This window comes from Klebsiella sp. DY2415 (assembly GCF_026314315.1).
Classification (GTDB): domain Bacteria; phylum Pseudomonadota; class Gammaproteobacteria; order Enterobacterales; family Enterobacteriaceae; genus Klebsiella; species Klebsiella ornithinolytica.
Genome location: NZ_CP111115.1, coordinates 5,299,827 through 5,315,641 on the forward strand (window position 1 = coordinate 5,299,827; position 15,815 = coordinate 5,315,641).

Genomic DNA, 15,815 nt, shown 5'->3' on the forward strand with positions numbered 1-15,815 from the left:
GGGGAAATATTAATGGAATGTAATTCATTATGAGGGGACGGAAGCGGATATTATCGTGGCAGATGTCGGGATAATAAAAAAGCCAGTCAGGAGACCTGACTGGCTTTTTAAGCGTAGCGTCAACGATTAATCGTTGTCGGAACCGCCCAGACCTGCGTTCAGCAGTTCTGCCAGGTTAGCAGAAGCTTCTTCCACGCTCACCTGAGGTGCTGCAGGCTGTTCGCCCGCGGCGCGGCGGCGCATACGATCCTGGTGGTACGCATAGCCGGTACCCGCCGGGATCAAACGACCGACGATAACGTTCTCTTTCAGGCCGCGCAGTTCGTCGCGTTTGCCCGCAACGGCTGCTTCGGTCAGGACACGCGTGGTCTCCTGGAACGATGCGGCAGAGATGAACGACTCGGTTGCCAGAGACGCTTTGGTGATACCCAGCAGGTCGCGGGAGTAAGTCGCCGCCACTTTGCCGTTCGCTTCCAGATCGCGGTTAGCAATCTTGACGCGGGAGTATTCAACCTGTTCGCCTTCCAGGAAGTCGGAGCTACCTGCGCTTTCGATGGTCGCTTTGCGCAGCATCTGACGAACGATAACTTCGATGTGCTTATCGTTAATCTTAACGCCTTGCAGACGGTAAACGTCCTGTACTTCGTTGGTGATATAACGCGTTACCGCGTGTACGCCACGAAGACGCAGAATGTCGTGCGGTGCTTCCGGACCGTCGGAAACCACATCACCACGTTCTACACGTTCACCTTCGAACACGTTCAGCTGACGCCATTTCGGAATCATCTCTTCGTACGGATCGCTGCCGTCTAACGGAGTGATAACCAGACGACGTTTGCCTTTGGTTTCTTTACCGAAGGAAATGATACCGCTGATTTCCGCCAGGATAGCCGGCTCTTTCGGACGACGTGCTTCGAACAGGTCCGCAACGCGCGGCAGACCACCGGTGATGTCCTTGGTACCGCTGGATTCCTGAGGAATACGCGCCAGAGCGTCACCCGCACTGATCTGTACGCCATCTTCCAGCTGGACAATCGCTTTGCCCGGCAGGAAGTACTGAGCAGGCATATCGGTACCTGGGATCAGAACGTCGTTGCCCTGTGCATCAACAATTTTCAGCGCTGGACGCAGATCTTTACCGCCCGCGGTACGTTCTGCAGAATCCAGAACAACCAGCGATGACAGACCGGTTAATTCGTCGGTCTGACGGGTAATGGTCTGGCCGTCAATCATGTCAGTAAAGCGGATGAAACCACTAACTTCAGAGATAACCGGCATGGTGTGCGGATCCCAGTTTGCCACGGTTTCACCGCCGGCAACCTGCTCGCCATCGCCTTTCGCCATAACGGCGCCGTAAGGCACTTTATAGCTTTCTTTAGTACGACCGAATTCGTCGATCAGCTTCAGTTCGGTGTTACGCGAGGTCACAACCAGCTTGCCAGCGGAGTTCACAACCGACTTGGCATTAGACAGCTTGATGCTACCCTTGTTTTTCACCTGAATGCTGGATTCAGCAGCCGCACGAGATGCCGCACCACCGATGTGGAACGTACGCATCGTCAGCTGTGTACCCGGCTCACCGATGGACTGTGCCGCGATAACGCCGATTGCTTCACCTTTGTTGATGATGTGGCCACGCGCCAGGTCACGACCGTAGCAGTGCGCACATACACCAAAGTCGGTGTCACAGGATACAACGGAACGCACTTTGACGGAGTCAACGGAGTTCTCTTCCAGCAGGTCACACCAGTGCTCGTGCAGCAGCGTGTTGCGTGGAACCAGAATGTCCGCGGTACCCGGCTTCAGAACGTCTTCAGCGGTCACACGACCCAGTACGCGATCGCGCAGCGGCTCTTTAACATCGCCACCCTCGATAACCGGGGTCATGGTGATGCCTTCCAGGGTGCCACAGTCATCTTCAGTGACAACCAGATCCTGGGCAACGTCAACCAGACGACGGGTCAGGTAACCGGAGTTCGCTGTTTTCAGTGCGGTATCCGCCAGACCTTTACGCGCACCGTGAGTAGAGATGAAGTACTGGAGTACGTTCAGACCTTCACGGAAGTTCGCGGTGATTGGCGTTTCGATGATGGAGCCATCCGGCTTCGCCATCAGACCACGCATACCCGCCAGCTGACGAATCTGTGCCGCAGAACCACGCGCACCGGAGTCGGCCATCATGTAGATGCTGTTGAAGGAAACCTGCTGCTCTTCGACGCCGTCACGGTTAATCACGGTTTCGGTTTGCAGGTTATCCATCATCGCTTTGGATACACGATCGTTCGCCGCAGCCCAGATATCGATAACTTTGTTATAGCGTTCGCCCGCGGTAACCAGACCGGACTGGAACTGTTCCTGGATCTCAGCAACTTCGGCTTCCGCCTCAGAGATGATCTCGTGTTTTTTCTCCGGGATGACCATGTCATCAATACCAACGGATGCACCTGAACGCGCTGCATAAGCAAAGCCGGTGTACATCGTCTGGTCCGCAAAAATAACGGTCGGTTTCAGGCCCAGAATACGGTAGCAGGTATTCAGCATCTTAGAGATGGCTTTCTTACCCAGCGCCTGGTTCACGATAGAGAACGGCAGACCTTTCGGCACGATCATCCACAGAATCGCACGGCCAACGGTCGTGTCTTTCAGGCTGGTTTTCGCAACGAACTGGCCGTTTTCATCTTTTTCGTATTCGGTGATACGCACTTTAACGCGCGCATGCAGAGAGGCCAGACCGGCGCGATAAATACGCTCCGCTTCTTTCGGGCCAGTCAGCACCATGCCTTCGCCTTTGGCGTTAACACAGTCACGGGTCATGTAGTACAGACCCAGTACAACGTCCTGAGACGGAACGATGATTGGTTCGCCGTTCGCCGGGGACAGGATGTTGTTGGTAGACATCATCAGCGCACGCGCTTCGAGCTGGGCTTCCAGCGTCAGCGGTACGTGAACAGCCATCTGGTCACCATCGAAGTCGGCGTTATAGGCCGCACAAACCAGCGGGTGCAGCTGGATAGCTTTACCTTCGATCAGTACCGGTTCAAATGCCTGGATACCCAAACGGTGCAGGGTTGGTGCACGGTTCAGCAGTACCGGGTGTTCGCGGATAACTTCGTCCAGGATATCCCAGACAACCGCTTCTTCGCGCTCAACCATTTTCTTCGCGGCTTTGATGGTGGTGGCCAGGCCACGCAGTTCCAGCTTGCCGTAAATGAACGGTTTGAACAGCTCCAGCGCCATTTTCTTCGGCAGACCGCACTGATGCAGACGCAGGTATGGACCTACGGTGATAACAGAACGACCGGAGTAGTCAACACGCTTACCGAGCAGGTTCTGACGGAAACGACCCTGTTTACCTTTGATCATGTCGGCCAAAGATTTCAGAGGACGCTTGTTAGAACCGGTGATCGCACGACCGCGACGACCGTTATCCAGCAGGGCATCAACCGCTTCCTGCAGCATACGTTTTTCGTTGCGTACGATGATATCCGGCGCAGCCAGATCCAGCAGACGTTTCAGACGGTTGTTACGGTTAATGACGCGACGATACAGATCGTTCAGGTCAGAAGTCGCGAAACGACCACCATCCAGCGGTACCAGCGGACGCAGATCTGGCGGCAGAACCGGCAGAACGGTCAGGATCATCCACTCCGGCTTGTTGCCAGACTGAACGAACGCCTCCAGCAGCTTGATACGCTTGGTCAGCTTTTTACGTTTGGTTTCGGAGTTAGTTTCGTTCAGCTCTTCACGCAGCTGCTCGCACTCTTGCTCCAGATCCATGCTTTTCAGCAGGGCCTGAATAGCTTCCGCACCCATCTTCGCATCGAATTCGTCACCAAACTCTTCCAGCGCATCCAGATACTGCTCTTCAGTCAGGATCTGATTACGTTCCAGGTTGGTCATTCCGCCTTCGATAACCACATAGGATTCGAAGTACAGAACACGTTCGATATCGCGCAGCGGCATATCCAGCAGCAGGCCGATACGGGACGGCAGCGATTTCAGGAACCAAATGTGGGCGGTCGGAGAGGCCAGTTCGATGTGGCCCATGCGCTCACGACGCACTTTGGTCTGGGTCACTTCAACGCCGCACTTCTCACAGATAACACCACGGTGTTTCAGGCGCTTGTACTTACCGCACAGGCACTCGTAATCTTTTACCGGCCCAAAGATACGGGCGCAGAAAAGGCCGTCACGCTCTGGTTTGAACGTACGGTAGTTAATGGTTTCCGGCTTTTTAACTTCACCAAAAGACCATGAACGGATCATGTCTGGCGATGCCAGAGCAATTTTGATCGCATCAAACTCTTCGGTTTTAGTTTGCGCTTTCAGAAACTTTAATAAGTCTTTCACGGATTTGCTCCCGTCGGAGTTAGCACAATCTGGCGCCGGGGGTTACCCCGGCACCAGTGACCTGTTTGAGCGAGAGTTACTCGTCTTCCAGTTCGATGTTGATGCCCAGCGAGCGAATCTCTTTCAACAGTACGTTGAAGGATTCCGGCATGCCCGGTTCCATCTGATGGTTGCCGTCCACGATGTTTTTATACATCTTGGTACGACCGTTGACGTCATCAGACTTAACGGTGAGCATTTCCTGCAGGGTGTATGCCGCGCCATAAGCTTCCAGCGCCCACACTTCCATCTCACCGAAGCGCTGACCACCGAACTGAGCCTTACCACCCAGCGGCTGCTGAGTAACCAGGCTGTAAGAACCGGTAGAACGCGCATGCATTTTGTCATCAACCAGGTGGTTCAGTTTCAGCATGTACATGTAGCCAACGGTAACCTGGCGCTCGAATTGCTCACCGGTACGACCGTCGAACAGAGTGATCTGACCGGAAGTCGGCAGGCCACCCAGCTGTAACAGTTCCTTGATTTCAGACTCTTTCGCACCGTCGAAGACCGGCGTTGCGATCGGCATACCTTTTTTCAGGTTTTCAGCAAGACGCAGAACTTCATCATCGGTGAAGGTATTCAGATCGACCTTCTGACGAACATCGGTACCCAGGTCATACGCTTTCTGGATGAACTCGCGCAGTTTGGCGACTTCCTGCTGCTGTTTGAGCATCGCGTTGATTTTCTCACCGATACCTTTCGCAGCCATACCCAGGTGGGTTTCCAGAATCTGACCGATGTTCATACGAGATGGTACGCCCAGCGGGTTCAGTACGATGTCGACCGGCGTACCGTTTTCATCGTAAGGCATATCTTCGATCGGGTTGATCTTAGAAATAACACCCTTGTTACCGTGACGACCTGCCATTTTGTCACCCGGCTGAATCTGACGTTTAACGGCCAGATACACTTTAACAATCTTCAGCACGCCCGGTGCCAGATCGTCGCCCTGAGTGATTTTGCGGCGTTTCGCTTCGAGTTTTTTCTCGAACTCGTGTTTCAGTTCGTCGTACTGCTCAGCCAGCTGTTCCAGCTGATTTTGTTTCTCTTCGTCGGTCAGGCCCAGTTCCAGCCAGCGATCGCGCGGCAGCTTGTCGAGCTTCTCAGCTTCAACACCACCGGCAACCAGCACCGCGTAGATACGACCAAACAGGCCAGCTTCGAGGATCTGCAGTTCTTCAGACAGGTCTTTTTTGGCCTGCTTCAGCTGCATCTCTTCGATTTCCAGCGCACGTTTGTCTTTTTCCACGCCATCGCGGGTGAAGACCTGAACGTCGATAACAGTACCGGAAACACCGTTTGGTACGCGCAGAGAAGAGTCTTTAACGTCAGACGCTTTCTCGCCGAAGATCGCACGCAGCAGTTTCTCTTCTGGCGTCAGCTGGGTTTCACCTTTCGGCGTGACCTTACCAACCAGAATGTCGCCGCCGGTCACTTCTGCACCGATGTAAACGATACCGGATTCATCCAGTTTAGAGAGCGCAGCTTCACCCACGTTCGGGATATCAGCGGTGATCTCTTCCGGCCCCAGCTTGGTGTCACGGGACACACAGGCCAGTTCCTGAATATGAATCGTGGTGAAACGATCTTCCTGAACCACACGCTCGGAGACGAGGATGGAGTCTTCGAAGTTGTAGCCGTTCCACGGCATGAACGCTACGCGCATGTTCTGACCGAGAGCCAGTTCACCGAGGTCGGTGGACGGACCGTCTGCCAGCACGTCGCCGCGCTCAATTGGCTCACCCAGGGACACGCAAGGCATCTGGTTGATGCAGGTGTTCTGGTTAGAACGGGTGTACTTGGTCAGGTTATAGATGTCGATACCTGCTTCGCCCGGGTACATCTCGTCTTCGTTAACTTTGATAACGATACGGGATGCATCGACGTACTGTACGGTACCGCCACGCTTAGCAACTGCAGTAACACCGGAGTCGACGGCAACAGCACGTTCCATACCGGTACCCACCAGCGGCTTATCAGCGCGCAGAGTCGGAACCGCCTGACGTTGCATGTTCGCACCCATCAATGCACGGTTGGCGTCATCGTGTTCCAGGAACGGGATCAGCGACGCACCGACAGAAACCACCTGCTGGGTGGAAACGTCCATGTAGTCAACCTGATCGCGGCTGAACAAGCTGGATTCGCCTTTGCTACGGCAGGTAACCAGGTCTTCTACAAAGTGGCCTTCGTCATCCAGGTTGGAGTTCGCCTGAGCGATAACGTAGTTGCCTTCTTCGATAGCAGACAGGTAGTGAATTTCGTCGGTCACAACACCGTCGGTCACTTTACGATACGGAGTCTCGAGGAAGCCGTATTCGTTAGTCTGTGCGTACACGGACAGGGAGTTGATCAGACCGATGTTCGGACCTTCAGGCGTTTCGATTGGACATACGCGACCGTAGTGAGTCGGGTGTACGTCTCGAACTTCAAAGCCCGCACGTTCGCGGGTCAGGCCGCCTGGGCCGAGTGCGGAGATACGACGTTTGTGCGTAATCTCGGACAGCGGGTTGTTCTGGTCCATAAACTGAGACAGCTGGCTGGAACCAAAGAACTCTTTCACTGCCGCAGAAATCGGCTTGGCGTTGATCATATCCTGAGGCATCAGGGTATCCAGATCGCCCAGAGACAGACGCTCTTTCACCGCACGCTCAACACGTACCAGGCCAACGCGGAACTGGTTTTCCGCCATTTCGCCTACGGAACGGATACGACGGTTGCCGAGGTGGTCGATATCATCGACTTCGCCTTTACCGTTACGGATATCGATGAGCTTCTTCATCACTTCGATGATGTCGTCTTTGCTCAGGATACCGGAACCTTCGATTTCGTCACGCAGCAGAGAACGGTTGAACTTCATACGACCTACCGCAGACAGATCGTAGCGGTCTTCGGAGAAGAACAGGTTCTCAAACAGGCTTTCAGCTGCTTCACGAGTCGGCGGCTCACCCGGGCGCATCATGCGGTAGATTTCTACCAGCGCGCTCAGACGATCGTTAGTTGGGTCGACGCGTACAGTTTCAGAAATGTACGGACCGTGGTCCAGATCGTTGGTGAACAGAGTCTCGATGCGCTTGTGACCGGACTGGCTCAGCTTCGCCAGCAGATCCAGGCTCAGCTCCATGTTCGCCGGGCAGATCAGTTCGCCAGTAGCTTCATCGATATAATCTTTGGCCGCAACTTTACCCGCAATATATTCCACCGGAACTTCGATATGCTTGATATCGTCTTTTTCCAGCTGACGGATATGGCGAGCGGTAATGCGACGGGCTTTCTCGACGTAGACTTTGCCGTTCGCTTCGATGTCGAAGGAAGCCGTTTCACCGCGCAGACGCTCCGGAACCAGTTCCATCTGCAGCTTGTTGTCGCGAATTTCAAAGACCACTTTCTCGAAGAACAGGTCAAGGATCTGCTCAGTGGTGTAATTCAGCGCGCGCAGGATGATGGTGGCCGGCAGCTTACGACGACGGTCGATACGGACAAACAGGTTGTCTTTCGGATCGAACTCGAAGTCCAGCCAGGAACCGCGGTAAGGAATAATACGTGCGTTATACAGGACCTTACCGGAAGAGTGAGTCTTACCTTTGTCAGAGTCAAAGAAGACGCCCGGGCTACGGTGCAGCTGAGAAACGATAACACGTTCAGTACCGTTGATAACAAAGGTACCGTTGTCGGTCATGAGCGGAATTTCGCCCATGTAGACTTCTTGTTCTTTAATGTCTTTAACGGTGCCTTCCGGCGCTTCACGCTCGTAGATCACCAGACGCAGTTTAACGCGCAGCGGTGCCGAGTAGGTCACGCCACGGATCTGACATTCTTTAACATCAAAAACAGGTTCGCCCAGACGGTAGCTGACGTATTGCAGCTCAGAGTTACCGCTGTAGCTTTTAATCGGGAACACGGAACGGAAAGCTGCTTCCAGACCGTACTGCCCTTCAGGATCTTGCTCGATAAACTTCTGAAACGAGTCAAGCTGGATGGAAAGGAGATAAGGTATGTCCAGAACCTGCGGACGTTTACCAAAATCCTTACGAATACGTTTTTTCTCGGTATAGGAGTAAACCATAGGGTTCCTCAGCTCGCTGACAAGTCGACCCGTCTGCCCAAATAAGGCAGTTTTTTATGCAACACTATTTTGTGGACCGGAAAATGGAACACTTTCCGCAATGCCTGTTTCTATCACGCTTAAACCATTTCGTTGCGATTTACACAGCTCAGGGGCCCTGACCTGTCGCAGTATATTAAGTCGTCTATAGAAACAAGCATTGAAAGGACAACCCAGTAGTCAAACAGCGTGAAACGCTACTGGTGCCTTACAGCGCAAAAAGGCTGGTGACCAAAAAGTCACCAGCCTCAGCCTGATTTCTCAGGCTGCAACCGGAAGGGTTGGCTTATTTGACTTCAACTTCAGCGCCAGCTTCTTCCAGAGATTTTTTCAGAGCTTCAGCGTCGTCTTTGCTGATGCCTTCTTTCAGTGCAGCCGGTGCAGATTCTACCAGGTCTTTAGCTTCTTTCAGACCCAGGCCAGTTGCGCTACGTACTGCTTTGATAACAGCAACTTTGTTAGCGCCTGCAGCTTTCAGAATTACGTCGAATTCAGTTTTTTCTTCAGCAGCTTCAGCCGGGCCAGCAGCTACAGCTACAGCAGCAGCAGCGGAAACACCGAATTTTTCTTCCATTGCAGAGATCAGCTCAACAACGTCCATTACGGACATAGCGGATACTGCTTCAATGATTTGATCTTTAGTGATAGACATTTAAATTGTTCCTGAATATCAGAATAAGTTTATACGTAAGCGAGCGCTTTATAAAGATAACTGCGATTAAGCAGCTTCTTTCGCATCGCGTACAGCAGCCAGAGTGCGAACCAGTTTGCCAGCCGAAGCTTCTTTCATGGTTGCCATCAGGCGTGCAATTGCTTCTTCGTAGGTCGGCAGAGTTGCCAGGCGGTCGATTTGCGACGCCGGGATCAGCTCACCTTCAAAGGCTGCAGCTTTGACCTCAAATTTTGCATTCGCTTTCGCGAACTCTTTGAACAGACGAGCAGCAGCGCCCGGGTGTTCCATAGAGTATGCAATCAGGGTCGGACCAACAAACGTGTCTTTCAGGCACTCAAACTGAGTACCTTCAACGACGCGGCGCAGCAGGGTGTTACGAACAACACGCATGTAAACGCCAGCTTCACGACCTGCTTTACGCAGTTCAGTCATTTTATCCACAGTAACGCCACGGGAATCCGCAACTACTGCAGACAGCGCACCTTTGGCTACTTCGCTGACTTCAGCAACAATCGCTTGTTTGTCTTGAAGATTTAAAGCCATTAGCTTTGCTCCTGGATGTTTGCCAGAGCTTATGCTCTGGAACTCACTTCACTCTTTCCAACGAAAGAGCGTCTTTAATACGGTGAGCAGAAACAAGCCAGAGTATCCAAAAAATAATCTTAGCGTTCTGTCACCGTCTACGCAGGGGATTAAGTTTCTGACGAAACACCTGCGGTCTTCGACGGAGGCCTGGATAGGCCAGGCTCCAACGAACAAATTCTTCCTATGACTTCGTCCTTCGAACCGCAGCGGCGTTAGCTGCTCTCGCTCACACCGGTCATGTAGTTAACTACACTCCCGGTGATTCACTCGATTGCTGCCTTGCTACAATTCAAATGACTCGCATAGCGTCTGTCTTATTGACAGAATCGTGGGGGTAGAATTGTAGACAAATCCACCGCCCACGTAAAGCTAATCTTAGTTCGCAGAAGCGCTCAGACCAGCCTGATCAACGGCAACACCAGCACCCATGGTGGTGGAGATGCTAACTTTCTTGATGTACACGCCTTTAGCCTGAGTCGGTTTTGCTTTTTTCAGCGCAACCAGCAGAGCTTCCAGGTTTTCTTTCAGTTTGTCAGCGTCAAAGTCCACTTTACCGATGGTGGTGTGGATGATGCCGTTTTTGTCGTTACGATAACGAACCTGACCTGCTTTAGCGTTCTTAACAGCTTCAGCAACGTTCGGAGTAACGGTACCCACTTTCGGGTTTGGCATCAGGCCGCGTGGACCCAGAACCTGGCCCAGCTGGCCAACAACGCGCATTGCATCCGGAGAAGCAATAACAACGTCAAAGTTCATTTCGCCTTTTTTGATCTGGTCAGCCAGATCTTCCATACCTACCAGCTCGGCGCCTGCAGCTTTAGCAGCTTCAGCGTTCGGGCCCTGGGCAAATACGGCTACGCGAACGGAACGGCCAGTACCGTGCGGCAGTACAGTCGCGCCACGGACGTTCTGGTCAGATTTACGCGCGTCGATGCCGAGGTTAACGGCAACGTCTACGCTTTCAACGAACTTAGCAGTAGCCAGTTCTTTCAGCAGAGAGATGGCTTCGTTGATGTCGTACTGTTTGGTCGCATCAACTTTGTCACGAATCACGGACATGCGCTTGGTCAGTTTAGCCATTTCTTAGTCCTCCACTACCAGGCCCATGGAACGTGCAGTACCTTCAATGGAGCGAGTCATCGCTTCAATGTCGGAACCAGTCATGTCGGCAGCTTTGGTCTGCGCGATTTCCTGCAGCTGAGCGCGGGAAATTTTACCAACTTTGTCTTTGTTCGGTTTACCGGAACCAGACTTGATACCAGCCGCTTTTTTCAGCAGAACTGCTGCCGGCGGAGTTTTGGTAACGAAAGTGAAAGAACGGTCAGCGTAAACGGTAATAACAACCGGAATCGGCAGACCTTTTTCCATGGATTCAGTTTTGGCGTTGAACGCTTTGCAGAATTCCATGATGTTCACACCCTGCTGACCCAGTGCTGGACCAACCGGCGGACTCGGGTTTGCCATACCAGCTGCAACCTGCAGCTTGACGTAGGCTTGTACTTTCTTAGCCATTTAAATTTCCTCGTTTGGGTGTAGCGCCTGAAAAGGCTCCCCGTGATAAATATCGCTTTATGGGAATCAGACCCATAAAAACAAAAGGCGCGAAATTGTATGTCAATTTCGCGCCTCATGCAACGATTAAATCGCTGCTTTTTTGATCGCCGGTTAGGCTTTCTCTACCTGAGCAAAGTCCAGTTCAACCGGAGTCGCACGACCGAAGATAGAAACAGAGACCTTCAGACGAGACTTCTCGTAGTCAACTTCTTCAACCACGCCGTTAAAATCAGCGAACGGACCATCGCTGACGCGAACCATTTCGCCCGGTTCGAACAGCGTTTTCGGACGCGGCTTATCGCCAACCTGCTGCAGGCGATTCATGATCGCATCAACTTCTTTGTCGCTGATCGGTGCCGGACGGTCAGAAGTACCGCCGATAAAGCCCATCACGCGCGGTACGCTGCGCACCAGGTGCCAGCTTGCGTCGTTCATTACCATCTGGACCAGAACGTAACCCGGGAAGAATTTGCGCTCGCTCTTGCGGCGCTGGCCACCACGGATCTCGACCACTTCTTCGGTCGGCACCATGACTTCGCCAAACAACTCTTCCATATTGTGTAATTTGATATGTTCACGCAACGAGGTAGCTACGCGACCTTCAAAACCGGAAAACGCCTGAACGACGTACCAACGTTTTTTAGGAGCTTCAGACATCTCAGAACCTCAGGCCAGTGATAAAGGATACCAGGCGAACCAGAATACCATCCAGTCCCCACAGGATCAGTGACATTACCGCAGTAACCGCAGCAACAATCAGCGTGGTGTGCAGCGTTTCCTGGCGAGTTGGCCAGATAACCTTGCGGACTTCGGTTCTCGCTTCGCGGGCGAAGGCGACGGTCGCCTTACCTTTAGTGGTTAACAGCGCGACGCCACCGGCAGCAGCGATCAGAATCACTACAGCCAGCGCACGCACCGCCAGCATAATGTCACGATAAAGGAAGTTGCCTACGATGGCCACAATCAGCAGCGCAGCAACGATCACCCACTTCATCGCTTCCAGGCCGCGCCCGCTCCCTTGAGCTTCGGTATTCGCACTCATAAACCAACCTGTCACAAGAATTCAGACAAATAATTTTGCCCCGCGAGAGCGAGGCAACCAAACCGAAATGCTCTGCTGCGTTTCGGACTTAACGCCCTCTACAGAGCCTGTCTCAGCAATGATTATGGCAAAAAAAATCACTGATGAGCCAGGTTCTGGTTCGAAAGCGTGCAAAAAGGGCATCAAATGATGCCCTTTTATTGCGCATTGCGTCAAATGTTATCAGCGATTAGCCGAGAACTTTTGCTACCACGCCCGCGCCAACGGTACGGCCGCCTTCACGGATTGCGAAACGCAGACCATCGTCCATCGCGATCGGGTGAATCAGGGTAACAACCATTTTGATGTTGTCGCCCGGCATGACCATCTCTACGCCTTCCGGCAGTTCGATGGTGCCAGTCACGTCAGTTGTACGGAAGTAGAACTGCGGACGGTAGCCTTTGAAGAACGGAGTATGACGGCCGCCTTCGTCTTTGGACAGAATGTACACTTCAGATTCGAACTTGGTGTGCGGCTTGATAGAGCCCGGCTTAGCCAGTACCTGACCACGTTCGATTTCTTCACGTTTGATACCACGCAGCAGAACACCAACGTTCTCACCAGCACGGCCTTCGTCCAGCAGTTTGCGGAACATTTCAACGCCAGTACAGGTAGACTTCGCAGTCTCTTTGATACCAACGATTTCAACTTCTTCGCCCACTTTGATGATACCGCGCTCTACACGACCGGTAACAACGGTACCACGACCGGAGATGGAGAATACGTCTTCGATCGGCAGCAGGAACGGCTTGTCAATCGCACGCTCTGGTTCCGGGATGTAAGAATCCAGGTAGCCAGCCAGTTCGATGATTTTCGCTTCCCAGTCTGCTTCGCCTTCCAGCGCTTTCAGAGCGGAACCACGAACGATCGGCGTGTCGTCGCCCGGGAAGTCGTACTGAGACAGCAGCTCACGGACTTCCATTTCAACCAGTTCCAGCAGCTCTTCGTCATCAACCATGTCGCATTTGTTCAGGAACACGATGATGTACGGAACGCCTACCTGACGACCCAGCAGGATGTGCTCACGAGTCTGCGGCATCGGGCCGTCAGTCGCAGCAACAACCAGGATCGCGCCATCCATCTGAGCAGCACCGGTGATCATGTTTTTAACATAGTCGGCGTGGCCCGGGCAGTCTACGTGTGCGTAGTGGCGAGTCGGGGTGTCATATTCAACGTGAGAAGTGTTGATGGTGATACCACGAGCTTTCTCTTCCGGCGCGTTATCGATCTGGTCGAATGCGCGAGCAGAACCACCGTAGGTTTTAGCCAGAACGGTAGTGATTGCAGCAGTCAGCGTTGTTTTACCATGGTCAACGTGGCCGATAGTACCGACGTTAACGTGCGGTTTTGTACGTTCAAACTTTTCTTTAGACATCGATTGTCCCTCTAAGACACGGATAAATCGGTGATATCACCACATCAACCGGGCAACATGCCCGACTTGTTGAATGCAATAAACAGAGAGAAACAGGGAAGGAGAGATAAAGAAGTGGTGCTGATACCCAGAGTCGAACTGGGGACCTCACCCTTACCAAGGGTGCGCTCTACCAACTGAGCCATATCAGCACGTCTGGAGCGGGCAGCGGGAATCGAACCCGCATCATCAGCTTGGAAGGCTGAGGTAATAGCCATTATACGATGCCCGCATCCTGAAACTCGGCTACCCAGTTCTTTCTATAACAAAAAAAAGAGACTTATCTCTTTTTCTGTTTGAGTTGATTAGTTTAACCAAGCAACTCTGGCTCCGCAAAGCGTTGCCGAAAGATGGTGGTGGGGGAAGGATTCGAACCTTCGAAGTCGATGACGGCAGATTTACAGTCTGCTCCCTTTGGCCGCTCGGGAACCCCACCAGGCACTTGATGGTGCCGACTACCGGAATCGAACTGGTGACCTACTGATTACAAGTCAGTTGCTCTACCTACTGAGCTAAGTCGGCATCAAGTAGCGCGCATTTTAGGGAGACCTGCGAGTTCATGCAACTAAAAAATTGCATAAAATGTTCCATTGCTCATATTTTGTGCTCAAACAAGGAAAATCGTTGCAATTTCAAACAACGGAGCACAAAAAAACGGCATTTACCTAAGCGTAAATCGTACGCTGACCCGGGATATTTTGTTCAAGACCGGCATTTTTGACCTCCCGGGCGATTTCCTGAGCACCTCTGCATACGATAATCGATCTTTTAGCCCGCAAAGCAGATATTCCAGCTTCGCCTGGCTGCATCGCTGACGACTCCCTTCCGCGGCATTTATCGCTCACGTAACCTGAGCGCTCTATTCACCTGTTTAGTAATTACCTGCGCACCCCGCTCTTGTGATGTCTGCATTAGAAAGCACTATCCGATGAGTTTTTTTCTTATTATTCCTCGCAATCTGGTGTTACCCTCCTGCCCATTGTCCTGATTAACTTGTGTGAAGCATCCCTCGCTGCATTTGATTCGGCGATGCTAAGAACATGCTTATGAGCAAAAAAGAGCAGACGTTAATGACACCCTATCTACAATTTAACCGCAACCAATGGGCTGCACTTCGTGATTCCGTTCCGATGACGCTGACAGAGGAAGAAATCACGCGGTTAAAAGGCATCAACGAAGATCTTTCTCTTGAAGAAGTTGCCGAGATCTATTTGCCGCTGTCGCGTTTGCTTAATTTCTATATCAGTTCTAACTTGCGCCGTCAGGCCGTGCTGGAACAATTCCTCGGAACTAACGGGCAACGCATTCCCTATATCATCAGTATTGCCGGGAGCGTTGCGGTAGGGAAAAGCACAACGGCGCGCGTATTACAGGCGCTGCTCAGCCGCTGGCCGGAACATCGTCATGTTGAATTGATAACGACCGATGGCTTCTTGCATCCTAACGCCGTATTGAAAGAACGCGGGCTGATGAAGAAGAAAGGCTTCCCGCAATCCTATGATATGCATCGTCTGGTCAAGTTCGTCTCCGACCTGAAATCCGGTATCCCTAACGCTACCGCTCCGGTTTATTCGCATCTGATTTATGATGTGATCCCCGATGGAGATAAAACCGTCGCGCAGCCGGACATTTTGATTCTGGAAGGATTAAATGTTTTACAAAGCGGGATGGATTATCCTCATGATCCGCACCACGTATTTGTATCTGACTTCGTTGACTTTTCGATATATGTTGATGCGCCCGAAGAGTTGCTAAAAACATGGTATATCAACCGCTTCTTAAAATTCCGTGAAGGGGCTTTTACTGACCCGGACTCTTATTTCCATAATTACGCAAAGCTTTCCAAAGACGAAGCTGTGAACATTGCCACCTCATTATGGAATGAGATTAACCTTCTGAATTTAAAAGAAAATATATTACCAACTCGTGAACGAGCCAGTCTTATCATGACGAAAAGTGCTAATCACTCCGTTGATCAGGTTCGGTTACGGAAATAACGATTACAGAAAATAAA

Annotated in this window: 10 protein-coding genes and 4 tRNA genes; 1 reads left to right on the forward strand and 13 read right to left on the reverse strand. The window is 52.1% G+C overall.

Annotation, left to right across the window (positions count from 1 at the left end):
* Window positions 1–126: 126 nt before the first annotated feature.
* From rpoC to OQV00_RS25140, 13 genes are all read right to left on the reverse strand, one after another.
* Window positions 127–4,350 (reverse strand): DNA-directed RNA polymerase subunit beta', encoded by a 4,224-nt coding sequence (gene rpoC, locus OQV00_RS25080; protein WP_015585387.1) that lies wholly within the window; start codon window positions 4,348–4,350, stop codon window positions 127–129.
* Between the two features lie 76 nt (window positions 4,351–4,426).
* Complete coding sequence (rpoB, locus tag OQV00_RS25085) at window positions 4,427–8,455, reverse strand: DNA-directed RNA polymerase subunit beta (RefSeq protein ID WP_004118418.1); 4,029 nt, start codon at window positions 8,453–8,455, stop codon at window positions 4,427–4,429.
* Window positions 8,456–8,780: 325 nt separating this feature from the next.
* Window positions 8,781–9,146, reverse strand: coding sequence for a 50S ribosomal protein L7/L12 (gene rplL / locus OQV00_RS25090; RefSeq protein WP_004118416.1), 366 nt, complete (start codon window positions 9,144–9,146; stop codon window positions 8,781–8,783).
* Window positions 9,147–9,212: 66 nt separating this feature from the next.
* Complete coding sequence (gene rplJ / locus OQV00_RS25095) at window positions 9,213–9,710, reverse strand: 50S ribosomal protein L10 (RefSeq protein ID WP_001207203.1); 498 nt, start codon at window positions 9,708–9,710, stop codon at window positions 9,213–9,215.
* Between the two features lie 417 nt (window positions 9,711–10,127).
* On the reverse strand, window positions 10,128–10,832 hold the full coding sequence (gene rplA / locus OQV00_RS25100; RefSeq protein WP_004118413.1) for a 50S ribosomal protein L1: 705 nt from the start codon (window positions 10,830–10,832) through the stop codon (window positions 10,128–10,130).
* A gap of 3 nt (window positions 10,833–10,835) precedes the next feature.
* Entirely contained in the window at window positions 10,836–11,264 is a 429-nt protein-coding gene (gene rplK, locus OQV00_RS25105; RefSeq protein ID WP_003862340.1) for a 50S ribosomal protein L11, read from the reverse strand.
* Between the two features lie 153 nt (window positions 11,265–11,417).
* Window positions 11,418–11,963: a transcription termination/antitermination protein NusG gene (gene nusG / locus OQV00_RS25110; RefSeq protein ID WP_002438628.1), complete on the reverse strand. Its 546-nt coding sequence runs from the start codon at window positions 11,961–11,963 to the stop codon at window positions 11,418–11,420.
* Window position 11,964: 1 nt separating this feature from the next.
* Window positions 11,965–12,348 carry a preprotein translocase subunit SecE gene (gene secE, locus OQV00_RS25115; RefSeq protein WP_004118411.1) on the reverse strand — a complete coding sequence of 128 codons (384 nt, stop codon included), beginning with the start codon at window positions 12,346–12,348 and terminating at the stop codon, window positions 11,965–11,967.
* Window positions 12,349–12,577: 229 nt separating this feature from the next.
* Window positions 12,578–13,762: an elongation factor Tu gene (tuf, locus tag OQV00_RS25120; protein ID WP_004118409.1), complete on the reverse strand. Its 1,185-nt coding sequence runs from the start codon at window positions 13,760–13,762 to the stop codon at window positions 12,578–12,580.
* A 115-nt stretch (window positions 13,763–13,877) separates the two neighbouring features.
* Window positions 13,878–13,953 (reverse strand) — tRNA-Thr (locus OQV00_RS25125).
* Window positions 13,954–13,958: 5 nt separating this feature from the next.
* A tRNA-Gly gene (locus OQV00_RS25130) sits at window positions 13,959–14,033 on the reverse strand.
* A gap of 119 nt (window positions 14,034–14,152) precedes the next feature.
* Window positions 14,153–14,237: transfer RNA gene (locus OQV00_RS25135), tRNA-Tyr, on the reverse strand.
* Between the two features lie 10 nt (window positions 14,238–14,247).
* A tRNA-Thr gene (locus OQV00_RS25140) sits at window positions 14,248–14,323 on the reverse strand.
* A 524-nt stretch (window positions 14,324–14,847) separates the two neighbouring features.
* Here OQV00_RS25140 and coaA point away from each other — a divergent pair.
* Window positions 14,848–15,798 carry a type I pantothenate kinase gene (gene coaA, locus OQV00_RS25145; RefSeq protein ID WP_015585388.1) on the forward strand — a complete coding sequence of 317 codons (951 nt, stop codon included), beginning with the start codon at window positions 14,848–14,850 and terminating at the stop codon, window positions 15,796–15,798.
* The last annotated feature ends 17 nt before the right edge of the window (window positions 15,799–15,815 follow it).